This is a genomic window from Ascidiimonas meishanensis (assembly GCF_037782385.1).
In the GTDB taxonomy this organism is placed as follows: Bacteria; Bacteroidota; Bacteroidia; order Flavobacteriales; family Flavobacteriaceae; genus Ascidiimonas; species Ascidiimonas meishanensis.
The window spans coordinates 41,188-58,591 of the sequence record NZ_JBBEXD010000005.1 but is presented as its reverse complement, the minus strand read 5'-3'; the positions used below and the strand labels follow the sequence as shown (position 1 = coordinate 58,591).

15 protein-coding genes are annotated in these 17,404 nt (G+C 34.5%); 2 read left to right on the top strand and 13 right to left on the bottom strand.

Going from position 1 to position 17,404, the window contains the following annotated elements; all coding sequences use genetic code 11:
* Window positions 1–78: 78 nt before the first annotated feature.
* The 10 genes from WBG07_RS10490 to WBG07_RS10445 form a co-directional block, all read right to left on the bottom strand.
* On the bottom strand, window positions 79–1,335 hold the full coding sequence (locus tag WBG07_RS10490; RefSeq protein ID WP_340201023.1) for an oligosaccharide flippase family protein: 1,257 nt from the start codon (window positions 1,333–1,335) through the stop codon (window positions 79–81).
* Between the two features lie 23 nt (window positions 1,336–1,358).
* Window positions 1,359–2,486, bottom strand: a complete 1,128-nt coding sequence (gene wecB, locus WBG07_RS10485) for a non-hydrolyzing UDP-N-acetylglucosamine 2-epimerase (protein ID WP_340201674.1) — start codon at window positions 2,484–2,486, stop codon at window positions 1,359–1,361.
* A gap of 108 nt (window positions 2,487–2,594) precedes the next feature.
* A complete protein-coding gene (gene rfbD / locus WBG07_RS10480) occupies window positions 2,595–3,377 on the bottom strand; it encodes a dTDP-4-dehydrorhamnose reductase (RefSeq protein ID WP_340201022.1) in 783 nt (260 codons plus the stop codon).
* 30 nt (window positions 3,378–3,407) lie between these two features.
* A complete protein-coding gene (gene rfbC / locus WBG07_RS10475) occupies window positions 3,408–3,962 on the bottom strand; it encodes a dTDP-4-dehydrorhamnose 3,5-epimerase (RefSeq protein ID WP_340201021.1) in 555 nt (184 codons plus the stop codon).
* A 3-nt stretch (window positions 3,963–3,965) separates the two neighbouring features.
* Window positions 3,966–4,826, bottom strand: a complete 861-nt coding sequence (gene rfbA / locus WBG07_RS10470) for a glucose-1-phosphate thymidylyltransferase RfbA (RefSeq protein ID WP_340201019.1) — start codon at window positions 4,824–4,826, stop codon at window positions 3,966–3,968.
* The gene (gene rfbB / locus WBG07_RS10465; RefSeq protein WP_340201017.1) at window positions 4,823–5,851 is read right to left on the bottom strand and encodes a dTDP-glucose 4,6-dehydratase; all 1,029 of its coding nucleotides are present in this window, start codon (window positions 5,849–5,851) and stop codon (window positions 4,823–4,825) included. The genes rfbA and rfbB overlap by 4 nt, the downstream gene beginning before the upstream one ends.
* Window positions 5,852–6,910 (bottom strand): hypothetical protein, encoded by a 1,059-nt coding sequence (locus WBG07_RS10460; protein ID WP_340201015.1) that lies wholly within the window; start codon window positions 6,908–6,910, stop codon window positions 5,852–5,854. It abuts the gene before it with no gap.
* A 4-nt stretch (window positions 6,911–6,914) separates the two neighbouring features.
* On the bottom strand, window positions 6,915–8,600 hold the full coding sequence (locus WBG07_RS10455; RefSeq protein WP_340201014.1) for a DUF6909 family protein: 1,686 nt from the start codon (window positions 8,598–8,600) through the stop codon (window positions 6,915–6,917).
* 40 nt (window positions 8,601–8,640) lie between these two features.
* On the bottom strand, window positions 8,641–10,140 hold the full coding sequence (locus WBG07_RS10450) for a GH3 family acyl-acid amido synthetase (protein ID WP_340201672.1): 1,500 nt from the start codon (window positions 10,138–10,140) through the stop codon (window positions 8,641–8,643).
* 8 nt (window positions 10,141–10,148) lie between these two features.
* Window positions 10,149–11,018: a M23 family metallopeptidase gene (locus tag WBG07_RS10445; protein ID WP_340201012.1), complete on the bottom strand. Its 870-nt coding sequence runs from the start codon at window positions 11,016–11,018 to the stop codon at window positions 10,149–10,151.
* 213 nt (window positions 11,019–11,231) lie between these two features.
* On the opposite strand from WBG07_RS10445, the gene tatA reads away from it, so the two are divergent.
* The gene (tatA, locus tag WBG07_RS10440; protein WP_340201670.1) at window positions 11,232–11,414 is read left to right on the top strand and encodes a twin-arginine translocase TatA/TatE family subunit; all 183 of its coding nucleotides are present in this window, start codon (window positions 11,232–11,234) and stop codon (window positions 11,412–11,414) included.
* 777 nt (window positions 11,415–12,191) lie between these two features.
* Here tatA and WBG07_RS10435 read toward each other — a convergent pair.
* Window positions 12,192–14,318 (bottom strand): Tex family protein, encoded by a 2,127-nt coding sequence (locus WBG07_RS10435; protein ID WP_340201011.1) that lies wholly within the window; start codon window positions 14,316–14,318, stop codon window positions 12,192–12,194.
* Between the two features lie 166 nt (window positions 14,319–14,484).
* Here WBG07_RS10435 and WBG07_RS10430 point away from each other — a divergent pair, with 166 nt between their 5' ends.
* Window positions 14,485–14,652: a DUF6747 family protein gene (locus WBG07_RS10430; RefSeq protein WP_340201009.1), complete on the top strand. Its 168-nt coding sequence runs from the start codon at window positions 14,485–14,487 to the stop codon at window positions 14,650–14,652.
* A gap of 66 nt (window positions 14,653–14,718) precedes the next feature.
* On the opposite strand, the gene WBG07_RS10425 is transcribed toward WBG07_RS10430, so the two are convergent.
* Window positions 14,719–15,690, bottom strand: coding sequence for a DUF4837 family protein (locus WBG07_RS10425; RefSeq protein ID WP_340201008.1), 972 nt, complete (start codon window positions 15,688–15,690; stop codon window positions 14,719–14,721).
* A gap of 16 nt (window positions 15,691–15,706) precedes the next feature.
* On the bottom strand, window positions 15,707–17,308 hold the full coding sequence (locus tag WBG07_RS10420) for a lytic transglycosylase domain-containing protein (RefSeq protein WP_340201006.1): 1,602 nt from the start codon (window positions 17,306–17,308) through the stop codon (window positions 15,707–15,709).
* Window positions 17,309–17,404: the final 96 nt, after the last annotated feature.

Here is a 17,404-nt window from a genome sequence, read left to right as displayed (position 1 = left end):
AAAATATAAGAGGGTACACCTGTATTTAAAAGGAATAATGGTGCTGTTAACACCATTATCAATTCTAATTGATTTTTTTTAGTTACGCTTAAAAAGCCCATACTTGTTTATATAAAAAATCCTTACGAGTACCTCTGCCAAAATAGGTACTATGTACAAAACTAGTAGTAAGGTGAATGAAAGATTTTCTAAAAAGAAATAAAAAAAACCTAGCATTCCAAAATATACAAAAATCTGAATGATGGTACTAAGATTGTAAGGTTTAAAATACCCTTTTACTACCAGAATATTTTCACCAAGCCACCAGGTTAATGAACTCAAGGGTATAGAAATTCCTAAAATTAACAGAGCGAGGTATACTTTTTCTAACTCTGAAATATCAAGAAAAAATAAGGTTACTGAATCTGAAAGCAACACAATAATTAAATAAAAAACTATACTTACCAAAGTAGAACCTAGTAATAGTTTTTTAGTAAGTTTTATGTTTGGATTCTTACTCAGGTTTGGGAAAAATGCCTGACTCAACAAAGAAAATGGTTTTTTAACAACGGTTACTATTTTAAGAGCGAGGTCGTACACAGCCAGATCACTTAAGCCAAAGAACTTTGTAATTATTACTTTACTAGTACTTTCCATAAGCATGAAACTAGCCCGAGATAGAAAAATGTAAAATCCAGTTTTTGCGTAGGAAAAGACGATTGAGAAAGGAAATAATCTAAATTTTATCTGATGTTTGACAAAAACGATGTAAAGTGATATCGTGCCAGAAATTAAGGTACCTATTAGATAAAACAAAGGCACCAAAGTATAATCCTCAGCAGTATTTATAAATAGGAAAATGAATATTACTGTAGTTAGCTTGGAGAGCCCATTGATAATTGTAATATATTTCATTTGCTCTATTCCTTGAAAATACCATACAGGAAGCATCACTTCATTGATACATAAAAACATGGAGAAATAGAAAAGTAAATAGTTGCCTTCTGCCTCTTTAATAAATGGTAGAACAAGAGAGAGAATTAGAAAAGCAATCAACAACAATATAATTCTTAAAATAAATACACTGCTTACTACTTCATGAAGTTTTGAACGGTCATTACGATGAATAGAGATTTCTCTAGTTGCGGTAATATTAAAACCGAAATTTACAATAACTACTAAAAAGGTTACTATTGCCTGACCGTAAATAACCAATCCATAATTTACTTTTCCTAAAACATCTATTAAATAAGGAAATACAAGCAAAGGAATAATAAGGCTGATTATTTGTAGCACAGATAAGTATCCAAAATTAGAGATTACTCTTTGTATCTCTTTAGAATATTTTCTGTTCAAAAAAGAAGAGACTCGTTTTTTTATCAACACTTTAAAATTTGAGATACAATTCTTTCACATGCTTTACCATCTCCATAAGGATTATGGCGCTTACTCATTTCAGAATAATTAGCTGTATTCTTTAATAAACGATTGGTTTCATTAATAATTTTATGTTGATCTGTACCCACCAAAATAACAGTACCTGCTGCTACTGCTTCTGGTCTTTCCGTAGTATTTCGCATTACCAATACAGGCTTACCTAAACTAGGGGCTTCTTCTTGCACTCCACCACTATCTGTTATTATGAGATATGATTTTTCCATTAACCAGATAAAGGCGGGGTATGATAATGGACTTATCAATTTAATATTCGCTATTTCTCCTAATAACTCATATACCGGTTTTTGTACTTTTGGATTCAAATGCACCGGATATACAATTAAAACATCGCTATTGGCAAGGGCAATCTTTTTTAAAGCCTCACAGATATCAATAAAGCCTTGACCATGATTTTCTCGACGATGTCCCGTAACTAGTATTACCTTGGCGTCTTGCCGAATAAACGTTTTTAAATTCGTTATTTCAGGGTCGTAAAAATCTGGATGTTTTACTTTCTCTACACTATACATTAAAGCATCTATTACGGTATTTCCTGTAATAAATATCGCTTCAGGGTTTTTATTTTCCTGTAGTAAATTTTCCTTTGACTGTTGGGTGGGGGCAAAATGCAAATTGGTTACCACACCCGTAACACTTCTGTTCATTTCTTCGGGAAAAGGAGCCTGTAGATTAAACGTTCTTAACCCTGCTTCAATATGGCATATTTGAGCGCCAAAATAAAAAGCTGCTAAACTTGCAGCCATAGTGGTAGTGGTATCTCCGTGAACAAAAACAAAGTCTGGTTTGAAGTCTTCTAAAACCGAGCGTATTTTTGTTAAAATAATTGCCGTTAAATCATATAAGTTCTGACCCGGTTGCATTACATTCAGGTCATATTCTGGATTGATTTCAAAAAAATCTAATACCTGATCCAGCATTTCTCTATGCTGTGCCGTAATACAAACCCTTGTTTCCAAAACCTGTTGATGTTTGGAAAATTCTTTTACTAAAGGAGCCATTTTTATAGCTTCTGGCCGCGTACCAAAAATCACTAAACATTTTTTTTTCATCATACAATCAATCGTACGTATTTTCTTAGACAGAAAAGCAAAAATACAATAAATATAGAGGGTAGCAGAATGTATCTTCTTTTAAGGTATGGTTGAGCAGTCCCAGTACTATTCTAAAACACTATATGCAGGTCTTGGGGCGAGTGTTTTAAATTCTTGTTTTGTTAAATGAATGGTGTCTTGCAGCTTATGCTCTTTAAGTATTCTTTCTGCAAATTGATACCAGGTCATAGGTTCTTTATCACTAAAATGATAAATTCCAAAGTTTTTGTTTTCCAGAATCAATGTCATTATGAATTTTGCAAGGTTTCCTGCATTGGTAGGGCAGCCTATTTGGGCTGAGGTAACTTTTAAATCTTCTGCGTTTTGAGCCTTTCTTAGAATAGTCTTGTAAAAATTATTCCCATGTTTTTTATGATACAACCAAGAGGTTCTTATAATGAAATATCGTTGCATCTGTTCTTGTATATAACTTTCGCCCAATAATTTAGATTTGCCATAAACGTTTATAGGGTTTGCACTATCTTGAACGGTATAGGGTGTTTTCTTAGTTCCATCAAAAACATAATCTGTTGAAATATGAATGAGAACTATTTCAAACCTTTTGCATAACTGTGCCAGATTATTTACCGCCTCGGCATTGATTTCAAGAGCCTTTTCTGGTTCTTGTTCTGCTTGATCTACCTTTGTATAAGCAGCGCAATTAATACAATACGCAATTTTATGACCCCGTAGAAAAGATGTTACCTCATCTTTGTCTGTTATGTCTAGTTCTTTCTTTGTAGTGAATATAAAGTCATAAGAAGAGAAATCACTGGCAATATCCTGCAAGGACTTCCCTAGTTGCCCATCACTTCCGGTAACCAGTATTTGTTTATTAGGTATCTTCATCTGTCTTTAAGACCTTTCTTTACACTGGGGTTATATTTGAAAAGGAATACATTCTTTAAAACTCTTTAGTAGCTTATCTTTTGATGAAATTATTAAATCTGAATGGGGAATACCCCAATCTATTGCCAATGTTTCATCATTAAAACGAATGCCACTTTCGGCTTCCATATTATAAAAAGCATCACATTTATAGCAAAATATAGCTTCTTCACTAAGTGTTAGAAAGCCATGGGCAAAACCCTTAGGAATAAATAACTGTAATTTATTCCGGTCGTCTAGTACTGTTTTAAAATAGTTACCAAATGTTGCTGAGGAGGCTCTTAAATCTACCGCTACATCTAATACAGCACCTTTTAAAACGCTTACTAGTTTTGCCTGGCTACTATTGCCAAGTTGAAAGTGAAGCCCTCTTAAAACGCCTTTTTTTGACATAGATACGTTGTCTTGAACAAACGTTCCATTCCAATTTATACCTTTCCTTAATTTGTGGGTATTAAAAGATTCGTAAAAGTAGCCTCTTTCATCATGAAAGGTGGTAGGCTTAATAAGATAGCAACCTTTTAAATATGTTTCTTCAACTGTCAAATCTTAACGCATTAAGTTTACCAAATATTTACCATAGCCACTTTTCAGCAAAGGATTTGCAAGTTTACTTAATTGTTCTTTATTTATATATCCCATTCTATAAGCAGTTTCTTCAATTGAACCAATTTTAAGTCCTTGCCTTTTTTCAATTACCTGCACAAATTGTGATGCTTGCATGAGTGCATCAAAGGTACCTGTATCTAACCAGGCAGTTCCTCTATCAAGAATTTTAACGTTAAGACGTCCTTGCGCTAGATAGGTACGATTAACATCTGTTATCTCTAGCTCTCCCCGTTTACTGGGTTTAATTTGCTTTGCTATATTAATTACCTCGTTATCATAAAAATAGATCCCTGGAACGGCAAAACTAGATTTTGGGTTTGTGGGTTTTTCCTCAATAGCGGTTGCTTTCCCATCTTTATCAAAAGAAACCACGCCATAATGTTCTGGATTGTTAACATGGTACCCATAAATGATACCTCCATCTGGATCTGTATTTTGCATTAATAGTGCAGACAGTCCACTCCCATAAAAAAGGTTGTCTCCTAAAATCAGTGCTACCTTATCACTTCCAATAAATTCTTCACCAATAATAAAGGCTTCTGCCAGCCCTTTTGGTTTTTCCTGAGTAGCATAGGTAAACCTGCAACCATACGATAGCCCATCTCCTAATAATTTCTCAAAAAGAGAACGGTCTTCCGGATTGGAAATAATAAGAATATCTCTAATACCCGCACTCATGAGTGTAGAAAGAGGATAATAAATCATTGGCTTATCATATACTGGCATGAGTTGTTTACTAACCGCGAGTGTTAATGGGTGCAACCTTGTTCCTGTACCTCCAGCTAAAATAATTCCTTTCATTTGGCAAGTATATTGATTTTTTGATATTTGCTAAGATACCATTTTAGGGTTTTAAGGATTCCGCTTTCAAAATTCTCATTTGCGCTCCATCCCAATTCTTTTTCAATTTTAGAAGCATCTATTGCATACCGAAAATCATGGCCTGGACGATCTTTTACAAAGGCAATCTGATTGAGATAAGAACCTTCTTTTTTAGGTACTAGTGAATCTAGTAATTTACAGATGGTATTTGCTATATATAAATTTGTACGCTCATTATTACCACCAATATTATAGGTTTCTCCGGAGACCCCTTTTTTGAAAACTAAATCTACACCAGCGCAATGATCTTCTACATACAGCCAATCTCTTATGTTGCTTCCATCACCGTAAATGGGTATTTTTTCATGCTTCAATGCTTTTCTGATAATAGTAGGAATAAGCTTCTCATCGTGCTGTGCCGGACCGTAGTTATTAGAACAATTAGTGGTAACTACATTCATTCCATAGGTATGAAAATAGCTCCTCACTAAAAAATCTGACCCTGCTTTGGAAGCACTGTAAGGACTATTGGGTGCATAGGGTGTCTTTTCTGTAAAAAGCCCTTCTTTACCCAGAGTTCCATACACCTCATCTGTAGAAATATGGTGAAAGCGCGCTTTTTCAAAACTTTTTTTGTATTTAAAAGGTTCTTGCATCCAACATCTTCTAGCTGTCTCCAGCAAACTATAGGTGCCTTTTACATTTGTTTCTACAAAAATTCCGGGTCCTTCTATAGAATTATCAACATGTGATTCTGCTGCAAAGTGTATGACTCCTTCTATTTTATTCTCTGTAAATATTTGATTTAGCAGTGATTCATCGCAAATATCTCCCTTAATAAATGAATATCTTGGGTTATTCTCTAAATGGGCCACATTCTCGAGATTACCTGCATAGGTAAGTTTGTCTAAATTAATCACCTCCATACGGGGGTTTTTATCAAGGCAATAACCTATAAAGTTAGCTCCAATAAATCCCGCGCCTCCTGTTATCAAAAGCTTCATCTAACTTAATTTAGCTTTATAATTTTTAAGGTATTTATTTAACTCCAGAAGCGCTAAAAGAAAGAGCACAAGAAAAATACCTGCCAAAGCTACTATAAACTTTTTAGATGTAAAAAAGCCGTGCACTTCTACTCCTCTATCAGGAAAATCTGAGATCACGTTTATAATGGTAGCTTTTGCTGCCTTATCTTCATATAGTTTTACTAATTCTTCCTGAATCAATTGGCGCTCTTTGATTAACTGTAATTCTTTATTAATTGATTTTCCTTTATCGGCTAGATTAATATTTGTTCCACTACTAGGGTTTTTTGCGATAGCCAGCATTACCTTTTTGTACAGATTTTGTAGCGAATCTATTTCTACAAGTTGTTTGTTATAAGTACTGTCTTGAATAGCAATATTTTGATCGCTTACATCTTTCTGAAGTTTAAAATAACTGTTACTTTGTATAGAATTAACAATCGCCTTTTGGGTTTTACTGGCTACATCACTTCTTTTGGTAGTCATTACAATCTTATGAAAACGAGCATCCAGAGAATTGAAATTTTTAAGATATGATTCAAAATCAATAGTTTTAATAGTAATGGTATCTAATTCTCTTATAAACTTATCAAAAAGTTTGATTTTTTGATTTTCGTCTGCAAAAGACTCAACCCTAACCTCTTTTATTAAGGCGGCATCTTCGCTGCTAATATTTAAAGCTAAAGCAAGGGCTGTTGTTTCTTCTGCTCGTGCGAGTTCATCATAAAAGGCAATATTATTGTAAAGCTGTTGTACACTATTAAAATTAGGCTCTACCATCATAGTAGATTCATAGAGCAACCCTTCCTTTATTTCTAGATAATATCCAATTGCAAAGCCTAGAATACCTGCAATAGCGAATTTTAGAATATGTTTTTGAAGAAAAAGTAAAAACAGTATTACTGCCTTAAAGATCCCTTTAAAAATTGATGCAATAAAAGAGAAAAATCGGTTAAAAACATCACCTATAAGTTTAAAAAGCTGACCAAGATCAATTTCCTCTGTTGTTTTATTCGATAAATCTGAACGGTCACTCATAATTTTAATTATTAAAAATTTGTTCTACTATTTTACATGTGATTAAATAGGTGGGTTTCACCCCTGTAGTTCCCAATCCTCCGGAAGCAAGGGTACTCCCTGTTTCTAATGGGTTATCTGAAGCGTAATAGGCATAACGTACTTTTACATCCTCAGAGATACTTTTACGGATTCTTGAGGCAGATTGAACTGCTTTTTGATAATGTGCACCTTCCATTTCAAGACCAATAACATTCCATGTAGAATCATGAAAAAATTCAAGTAGGTCTTTGTTTTGAAGTGAGGTTCCTAAAACAGTTACCATTGAGCCTTCAAATACCTTGAGTCCATTCCCTTCAAAATCTTCTTTAGATAATTCATTTTTAAATGGATAATTGTCTGCAGTACCTTCAAAAATATGCGCAGTAGGAATCATTAAATCACCTTTACCACCCTCTAGTATGCCCGCTTTACCCATAATAGAAACAGAGGCTACATTTAAGAATTTAGCCTTTTTACCTTTTCGCTTGTACGGTTTTAATAACTCATCTATTGTTTCATAGGCTTGTTCACCAAAGGCATAATCCATTACAAACAAAACTGGCTTTTCATCTTCTGCAAAGGAAGAATCTAGTTGATATCCTGTTCCCTCAAAATCAATGAGTGCCGTGTCAAAAATTTGGATGTCAATATTTGTTCCAGAGAGATCATCTAAAGAAGTCATCCCATTATTTTGAGCAAATTCTTTTACTATTTTACGATAGTGTTCATTTTCAGGTAGGCTCAAGATCTGATAAATTTCAAGATCACTACTTTCTGAGAACTCCTCCTTAAGCACTTTTTTAGCAAAAAGCAAATTCATAACGCTATGCATATTGGCACTAATAATATGAATTGGCCTATGTAATAATTGATGTTCTTTTAGTAATTTTTTAATACTTGTAGCCCATATTTCTCCATGAATATGATGCCCCAAACGTTCTCTCAATACCGGGCTAAACTCTATAGTTCTTTTAAGGCCTTTGGTTTGTTCTTCTATGGCTACTTTACCCATCCAATAGATCACTCGAAGAAACCTTTCTGGGTTTTCTTTTGTAGAAAAAGTTTTGTGTGCTTCTAAGGCTTCATCAAAAGTTCTTCCCAAGATATTGGCAATATGGATAAGTGCCACTTCTCTATCTTCTTGAGAAAGTTCTTCACTCACTAATATTTTTTCAATTTTTTTCCACTCTCTGCTAACTTCTTTGGTGTCTTCATTAAGTACACGAGTTCTTATTTTGTCTGCCTCTATGTAAAGAAAAGTAAGGTGAGTAAGTATATCATAAATATCTGAACGCCCACGAGTAATCTCTACATTCATTTGTTCCTCGTCTATCCTATAACAGTTCCTTCTTCGTTTTGGAGGAATAATTACTTTAAAATGAGATTTTTTATAGCCTTCATCAGATATCAAGTTGATTTGCCTGCATTGCTCTATGCCTTGAGGTAATCTATCTAATATATAGGTAAGCCCATTTATTTCTGTTTTCTCTTCTGCCACAGTACCATAAATCTCTGGACGTAACAGCAAAAGTGATTGTCTTAAAGACTCTCCTGAAATACCAGAGGGTTTATAAAAACCTCTATTAAACAAATGCCGCATCGTAATATACATTCGTTCTATAGCTCCTGTAGACTCTTGAGCTCTGGTTCTTCCTTTAATTTTATCCATAAGTAAATTTCTTTACAAAAATAAGCGTAATTATCTAAAATCAGTTCTTTTTATAAGCATGCAAGGCTGTAGCGAGTTTACGGTCATTAGCCAATCTCTGTACTTTGTTTTGACCTCCAAGTTTCCCAATAGACTTCATATACTCATTAAAACCACCTTTTTTTATGGAAGTAATTTTTAACGTTTGTAAAATTTTACCGTCTATTAAATCAAAATAATAACTATTTTGAGCTTGCATCTCTTTGTCTATTTCATTCGCTAAATTCCCCAAATTATCTGGTTCTTGCTTAAATTCTATAAGCCATTCGTGATAAGGAAGCTCTCCTTCTTGGGTTTCTATCTGAGGAGCTACTGTAAACTCATTAATTTGAACATTGAATTTTGAAGATGCTATCTTGAGTGCAGTTTCTACTTCTTTGGCTATAACGTGTTCACCAAATGCAGATATAAAGTGTTTAACTCTGCCAGATACAATTAGTCTATATGGTTTAATAGAGGTAAAAATAACGGTGTCTCCTAAATTATAAGCCCATAAGCCCGCATTATTAGAAATAATCATCACATAGTTTACTCCTAATGCTACCTCATCAACGGTGATTCTTTTTAGGTTCTGATCTAGAAAATCTTCTACCTTGATAAATTCGTAAAAAATACCCGCGTCTAGTTGTAATAGCATTCCCTTTTCCTTTTGTGAATCTTGAAATGCAAAAAACCCTTCACTTGCAGGAAATAATTCAATACTATCTACTTTTCTTCCAATTAAACTTTCAAATCTTGCCCGATAGGGTTCATAATTCACCCCTCCATAAATAAACAATTGGAAATTATTGAAGAGGTCGCCCACTTTTTTACCTGTTACTGTTTGTAATCTTTCAAAATACATTTGTACCCATGAAGGGATCCCTCCAATAACAGTCATGTTTTCTTTACGCGTTTCTTCTACTATAGCATTTACTTTTGTTTCCCAATCATCAATACAATTAGTTTCCCAACTGGGCATTCTGTTTTTTTGTAGATATCCTGGAACATAATGTGCTACAATGCCTGAAAGCCTTCCTAATTTAACTCCGTTTTTCTCTTGTAAAATAGGACTCCCCTGCAAAAATATCATCTTCCCGTCTACAAAAGAAGCATTGCCTGTTTCGTGAATATAGCATAAAATAGCATTTCGTGCCGCATTGATATGAGAAGGCATAGATGCCTTGGTAATTGGAATGTATTTTGCGCCAGAAGTTGTCCCAGAAGTTTTAGCAAAATAGAGTGGTTTACCGGGCCATATAATATTTTCTTGCCCTGCCACCACAAGATCCATATAAGGTCTTAATTCTTCATAATCTCTTATGGGTACCGCGTTGCAAAAATCTTCATGGCTTTTTATGTCGGAAAAGTGATGCTCTTTTCCAAATTTGGTATTGGCAGCACTAGAAATAAGCATTTTAAAAACCTTATCCTGTGTTTCTTTAGGTCTGGCAGCCCATTTTCTTAACTTTTTCACCTCTATATTGGCAAAAATTTTAGCTGCAAAAGATTTTATTGACATCATTTAAATTACTCAAAATCTATATAATCTGTTGGGTTTACTGGATACCCTTCACTCCATAATTCAAAATGTAAATGTGGACCGGTAGTAAGTTGTCCTGTATTACCTACAGTAGCAATTACCTCACCAGACTTTACCAAGTCTCCTTGACTCTTTGTAAGGGATCCGTTGTGTTTGTAAACAGAAATTAAGCCAAATGCGTGCTCCAAAATAATAACATAACCGGTTTCTGAGGTCCATTCTGCAAATATTACCGTACCATCTCCAACAGCTTTTACTGGGCTTTCTTTGGGCGCAATAATATCCACTGCAAAGTGTTTTAGCTTTGCATTATACGCTTGAGATAATGTTCCTATAACTGGTGGAAAGAGGATAAAATCACCTTTTGTTTTGGCACCTTCTAATATATTGAACTTATCTTCAATAGCTACTTGCTTTCTTAATAAGGAATCTTCTTTATTAGGAGCTAAGTCTATATTTGAAGGATCAAGCCTAAGTTGATCTAATAATGAATCTTTATTTACATCTGCAAATTGCAATTCCCCAACTAATGCCTTTCTTATATTTTGAAGATAGACTAGATTTTCCTGTAGCTCAGTCTGCAAAGAATCTACCTTTTCTGAATTATCTAGTGCTTGTTTTTTGAGTCTTGTAGAGGAGTACCCCGGTATGTATTCTCTAAGAGGGGTAAAAGCAATTAGAAGTGTAGTAGCTGCAATAAGCACTACCGTAAAAAGTGTACTTACGACAAATACATTAAGCCTACTTAATTTAAAGGAGATACGTTCTTCAAACGTATCTTCATTAAGTATTACCAGCCTGTATTTATGAAGTAGCTTTTTCTTTAATTGTTTTCTTCGAACCTTCTTTTTTGCCATGTAAACGCAAATATAAGTATATGTAAAATAATGTCTTTATTTCCATTGTAATTATTCATGAGAGGTTTCATCTTACGCAATTGATGTTCCTGTTTTGGGCGCTCCTTTACCTCTTTATTATTTACGTTAGAAAAAGGCTTTTAGCCTTTTAACTTATAGGGCAATGATGGTTTCAACTTTTCTTGTTACTTTTGTTTAACAAAATTTTTTATGATGATGTCACTTAGTATATTTTTAGGGATGATTGGCCCATGGCAAATTGTTCTTATTGTAGTTTTAATTTTATTACTTTTTGGTGGTAAAAAGATTCCTGAGTTGATGCGTGGTTTGGGTAGCGGTATTAAAGAATTCAAAAACGCTTCAAAAGAAGAAGATCAAGAAGAGCAAAAAGATTAATTTTTAAGAAATATGTAAAAAAATCCCGCAGTTGCGGGATTTTTTTGTTTTTAGGTTCTGTCTTCAAATGTGCCAAAAGACCTACTCAACAACTTCTTTCCATCAAGAGTACATTCTATTTACCCTGGATATGTTTGCACAATATTTGTCGCAATCTAAGTTGGGTACTGAAGCGCTCTATGGGTAGTTCCTTGTAGATGTTTGTTGCCATTTTTTGGAGATTTCAGTATCGTCATTTCTACGCGTCTGCCAAAGGCGACAAGGAGAAATCTGCCTAGTTGTTTGCACAATGGCTATGAGGGTACTCATCAGACACCCATAAAGTTAAGGGTAAGTTGCTGCGCTCTTTTGATATGACCGGGTGTTTTTGTGTTTGTTTTTCTACAGTACTTAAATTATAAAAATGATCTGCTTTTATCTTTTTTGCTTCTCCAAAAAAGAAAGAAAAAAGGAGACTTTCCCATAGGTGTTTTTAAAAGCTTTTACAAAGGTAGGTGCGAGCCCTGAGCCGATCGAAGGGTGATGCCTATATTTCAGCGTCGTCATTTCTACACGTCTGCCAAAGGCGACAAGGAGATAGCTATCTGGCACTTCGAGAGCCTCAGTGCCCTTAAATTGTTGGCTTCGACTTCGCTCAGCCGTCCGTGAGCAAATTTGTTTTAAGTATAACAAAGCCTTTTTTCACGTAATCAGGGGGCTGAGCGGAGTCGAAGCCCCTTTTTTGATTGTTTAAGGCAACTTATGGAATGTATTAAGGCTTACCAAACGAGGTAGTACTTAATCAATCATAGAAAGTTGAATGCGCTTTCTTGCCACATCTACCTCTAATACTTTTACCTGTACATGTTCATGAAGGGAAACCACGGTTGAGGGATCGCTTACGTATTCATTCTTAAGCTTTGAGATATGTACTAAGCCACTTTCTTTGATCCCAATATCAACAAAGCAACCAAAATTGGTAATATTATTAACGATTCCCGGAACCTTCATGCCTGGTTTTACATCATTGATGGTTTTAAGTTCTTTGGAAAATTCAAAAACTCTCGCTTTTTTTCTAGGGTCTCTTCCAGGCTTTTCTAATTCTTTAATAATATCTTCAATAGTTGGTAAGCCTATATCTTCTGAAATATACGTAGCTTTTTGTATTTTGTGTATAAGCTCTTTATTCCCAATAAGGTTTTCTATCGTGGTCTGTTGGTCTTTTGCCATCTTTTTAACCAACTCATACCGCTCTGGGTGAACGGCTGAATTATCTAATGGATAGGCTGGATCTGTAATTCGTAAAAAAGCTGCTGCCTGTTCAAAAACTTTATCACCCAGTCTTGGAATTTTTAATAGCTCTTTTCGGGTAGCTATGGTGCCATTACTCGCTCTGTATTTCACTATATTTTCTGCTAATACAGCCCCAATACCAGATACATAACTCAATAAAGGGGCGCTTGCAGTGTTTACATTAACGCCTACGCTATTCACACAACTCATGATCACTGTATCTAATTCATTTTTTAGCTTATTTTGATCTACATCGTGCTGGTATTGTCCTACGCCTATAGATTTGGGGTCTATTTTAACCAACTCTGCTAAAGGGTCTGCTAATCTTCTTCCAATAGATACTGCGCCTCTTACGGTAACATCATAGTTAGGGAATTCTTGTCTGGCAATTTTGGAGGCAGAATAAATAGAGGCTCCATTTTCATTTACTACAAAAACCTGTAAATCTTGTTCAAAAGGAATTCTTTTAATAAAAGCTTCGGTTTCTCTGGATGCTGTTCCATTTCCAATCGCTATCGCTTCTATTTTATAGGCATTTACCAAAGACTTTATTTTTTTTGATGCTTTGCTAGTTTCACGTTGAGGTGGGTGGGGGTAGATGTTTTCATTATGCAGTAAATCTCCTTTTTCGTCAAGACATACTATTTTACAACCACTTTTATATCCGGGATCAATTGCTAAAATGCGCTTTTCTCCCAAGGGAGCAGCTAGGAGTAGTTGTCTTAAGTTGGTTGCGAATACCTTTATGGCAGCTGCATCTGCTTTCTCCTTGGCTTCTTTAATGATTTCATTAGATAAGGCGGGTAGTAATAATCTTTTATAAGCATCTTCTATGGCCATGAATACTTGATCTATACTGCTTCTTACCTCCGTTTTGATAATGATATGATCTATTATATCTAAGGCTTCTTCTTTGTCTATTTCAATTTTTACCTTTACGACTCCTTCATTTTCTGCTCTTAAAATGGCTAAAAGCCTGTGTGAAGGACATTTTGCGATAAGTTCACTCCAATCAAAATATTGCTGATACTTGAGGCTGGTTTCTTTTTCACTAGCTTCTTTTAATACCTGTGAAGTTATATGGGCTTTTTTTCTTAGCCAGCTTCTAAGCCTGTTTCTTACCCTACTATTTTCATTAATCCATTCTGCTATAATATATCTTGCTCCTTGCAAGGCGTCTGCGGTACTTGGTACCGTATGAGATGTAAAACGCACCGCGGTATTCTCTACCTCTGCATCCTGCTGCTTCATAATGATCTTTGCCAAAGGTTCTAATCCATTTTCTCTGGCTACGGAAGCTTTTGTTTTGCGTTTCTTTTTAAAAGGTAAATAAATGTCTTCTAATTGAAGCATAGAGGATGCCTGTAAGATGTTTTCTTTTAATTGAGGTGTAAGTACGTTCTGTTCTTCAATTGCTTTTAAAATGGCTGTTTTGCGCTTTTCCATTTCGTCATACAATTTAACCGCTTTAAAAATATCCATAATGGCTACTTCATCAAGGTTTCCTGTAGCTTCTTTTCTGTATCTGGCAATAAACGGAATGGTACAATCTTGTTCCATCAGCTTAATTGTATTGGTGATGTTTTTAAGAGGTAAGGAAGTGGTTTGCGCCACAAATGCTGCTTTATTCATGAAAAGATTTCTTGATTTATAGATTATAAATTTGTGATTACAGTTGCCTTTTTTTAGGATTTTTACTCATTTAAACCCATTTTGATGCATTATATCTATTTTATTTAATAGCTCTAACTATTATAAATATATTGTTCTCGCTATTAATCATTTAAACAATTTATTTATGAATAAATTTCTACTACTAAAAGACATTTATACAGAAGCTTTCAAAAATCTTGGGCATTATATGGTCGCTTCTTATTTTAAAATTTTAACCTGGTTTTGTGTAGGATGCATTGGCATTGTAATGTATGCATTCCTTTATCGCATGGCTACAGGATATAACTTTTAAAAGTATTTATTAGTTTAAAAAAAAGGCGCTTTCACAAGCGCCTTTTTTTGTGCTATGTTTTATTTTTTATTCAATTTTAAGTGTTTTCAATATGGCTTCTAACTCAAACATATAGTCTCTTTTATTGGTAGAGGGTGCAAACGTAAACCCTTCTACCACTACTAAACGATCATTTTTAGGGTCTTCAACTATATAAGAAATAAAAGGACCGGCCATAAAATAACCTGTAATATCCCACATTCCTTTAACCTCCAGTGCAGGTTTATTTGCTATTTGGGCTTCAAAAAGATAAGGTGCATACGCTTTTTCAGTGGTCATATAAGAATCTTCTACTGGACCGGGAATGTATTTTTTACCTATTGAATCTCTCATCTGTATAATGCTTTGTATTTGGGTAGAATCATTAGGAATACTATTTATAGGCATTTCATAAACCAATATATTCATAGAGCCTTTGAGAATTTCACGATCTATCCAGAAGAAATTTTCTTCTTCTTTGGCTATTTTGTAAACAGATGGCATGGTAAGCGAAACGCCCAATTTTTCTTTTAAAGCCGTTTCTTTATTAAGCGATCTTAGTATTCTCTTTTGCTTCTCATCTAGTTCCAGTTGTTTCATTTCCTGAATAACCGCAGGTGCATTCTTCTGAATAAGTTGAATGATTTCTTCTTCATTCTCTCCTTTAAAATAAGCTATTTTCTGAGGCCTAGCGTATACTTCATCCTTAATTCCTGTTGCAGAAGTAATGTCTTTTTCAATTATAATGATGTTTCTACTATTGCGTACAAAATCACTAAAAACTACGGGAGGCATTTGATGTATTGAAAATAAAGGCTCATCCCAAGGAAGACCATCAACAGGTGCTGCAAAATATTTTCTTAATTCGTCACCCACCTCTCCTTTCCACAAATCATTATCAATAATTACAGAAAGTGAGTTGATTGCGCCTACCGATTTTGGAAGGTATTTTTCTCCTTTACTTTCGTTACAAGAATAAATGGTAGCCAACAATAGAATAAATAAAACAGCTCTTTTCATACTTTTCCTTTTATAATTAACAGTTACATAATTTAAGCCTCATACCGGGCTTTAATTTAGTACCGCTAATACCGTTCCAATTTTTAAGATTTTCTACAGAAACGCCAGAAAATTTTTGGGCGATAGTCCATAAAGAGTCTCCAGATTGTACCGTATATAATTTTAGATTTGCATTTTTGCTATTTAATTTCTTAGGCGCTACTGTTTGTTTTTTGGAAGTCTTGGGTGCTTTAAAATTAGGTTTTCTTGGGTAAATAGTAAGTCTTTGACCTATTCTAAGGTTATTACTTCTAAGACCGTTCCATCTTTTGATGTCTCTAACTCTAACTCCATATCTATTAGCAATTTTACCGAGAAAATCTCCACTTCTTACCCGATATCGAATTTTTGCATCTACTTTCACCAATTGCGGAAGTGGTTTTTCACGTTTCGCTAATTCTGAAGTCACATATGCATAAATAGAATCCTCGTTTGCTACAAACCTGCCAATGGCCTCTGTACTGAGTCTTAAAGAATAATCTTTACCATCTACAACCGGAATGATGTCTAATTTATACGCTGGATTCAAAAATGCGACTTGCTCCTTCTCAATACCCGTAAGTTCTGAAATATGATCAAATCCTATCATCTTTTTTACAGAAACCGTATCGGTTTCAAAATAAGGTACTGGATTCTTTGTTCGTTTAAATCCGTGTTCTTCTGCATATTCAAAAATATACATGGTGGCTAAAAAAGCAGGAACATATCCAGCCGTTTCTCTGGGTAAATAAGGTCTTAAATTCCAATAATTTTTATATCCTCCAGAACGCCTAATTGCTTTAGATACATTTCCTGGTCCAGAATTATAGGCGGCAAGAGCAAGATCCCAATCTTCAAAAATCTCATATAGTTTGGCAAGATATCTTGCTGCTGCAGCTGTTGATTTAAGAGGATCCATACGTTCATCTACATAACTATTTACATCTAGTTTGTACATTCTTCCCGTAGAAAACATAAATTGCCATAGCCCAGTGGCACCCACTCTTGACCTGGCACGAGGGTTTAATGCAGATTCTACTATGGCGAGATACTTCACTTCCAGAGGAATGTCATGAACGTCTAATTCCTGCTCAAACATTGGAAAGTAGTAATCGCTTTTATCCATAAGTTTTTGAAGGGAAGTTCTTCTTCGCTTTAAAAAACTCTTAATCACACTTTCTAATGACGGATTGTATTCAATATTAAAAGGTGTTCTTTGGTTAAGTCTTGCTAATCTTGCTTTTAAAGTATCTGTTGGTAGTTCTGCAAAAGCAATACTATCATCATAGGGAAGGTTTTGTACCTCTTTGTAGATAGTATCAAATAGATTAGATTTAAGTATTTCTTGTTTCCATAAGCTGTCTATTCGTGAAGCCACAGGATTATCTAATAAACTAATTTTCTCTTTTCCTCTTGAAAATAAGCCATTTATTTGAGAAAAATCGTTGGTATCGTCCATCAAAATTCCAGACGGAATACTATCTATTACTATGGTATCTTTTTTTACAATTTTTGTTTGCGAATTGTTTTCTTCTGGCGATTGTTGAGACCAAGAAAAACTCGTAAACAGTATGGTAAATGCCAGAATTATCTTCTTCATCTTCATATGCTTGTAGTACTTTAAACAGAATTTATGCTAAAATCGTATTTTTTGGGCGAATACCCAATTAAATAAATCTTAAAGCTTTTAAAATAT

What these genes read in the sequence shown, in the direction of transcription:
- wecB (WP_340201674.1), bottom strand. Translation starts at nt 2,486, where the DNA reads ATGAAAAAAAAATGTTTAGTGATTTTTGGTACGCGGCCAGAAGCTATA.
- rfbD (WP_340201022.1), bottom strand. Translation starts at nt 3,377, where the DNA reads ATGAAGATACCTAATAAACAAATACTGGTTACCGGAAGTGATGGGCAA.
- rfbA (WP_340201019.1), bottom strand. Translation starts at nt 4,826, where the DNA reads ATGAAAGGAATTATTTTAGCTGGAGGTACAGGAACAAGGTTGCACCCA.
- rfbB (WP_340201017.1), bottom strand. Translation starts at nt 5,851, where the DNA reads ATGAAGCTTTTGATAACAGGAGGCGCGGGATTTATTGGAGCTAACTTT.
- WBG07_RS10460 (WP_340201015.1), bottom strand. Translation starts at nt 6,910, where the DNA reads ATGAGTGACCGTTCAGATTTATCGAATAAAACAACAGAGGAAATTGAT.
- WBG07_RS10455 (WP_340201014.1), bottom strand. Translation starts at nt 8,600, where the DNA reads ATGGATAAAATTAAAGGAAGAACCAGAGCTCAAGAGTCTACAGGAGCT.
- WBG07_RS10450 (WP_340201672.1), bottom strand. Translation starts at nt 10,140, where the DNA reads ATGTCAATAAAATCTTTTGCAGCTAAAATTTTTGCCAATATAGAGGTG.
- WBG07_RS10445 (WP_340201012.1), bottom strand. Translation starts at nt 11,018, where the DNA reads ATGGCAAAAAAGAAGGTTCGAAGAAAACAATTAAAGAAAAAGCTACTT.
- tatA (WP_340201670.1), top strand. Translation starts at nt 11,232, where the DNA reads ATGATGTCACTTAGTATATTTTTAGGGATGATTGGCCCATGGCAAATT.
- WBG07_RS10435 (WP_340201011.1), bottom strand. Translation starts at nt 14,318, where the DNA reads ATGAATAAAGCAGCATTTGTGGCGCAAACCACTTCCTTACCTCTTAAA.
- WBG07_RS10430 (WP_340201009.1), top strand. Translation starts at nt 14,485, where the DNA reads ATGAATAAATTTCTACTACTAAAAGACATTTATACAGAAGCTTTCAAA.
- WBG07_RS10425 (WP_340201008.1), bottom strand. Translation starts at nt 15,690, where the DNA reads ATGAAAAGAGCTGTTTTATTTATTCTATTGTTGGCTACCATTTATTCT.
- WBG07_RS10420 (WP_340201006.1), bottom strand. Translation starts at nt 17,308, where the DNA reads ATGAAGAAGATAATTCTGGCATTTACCATACTGTTTACGAGTTTTTCT.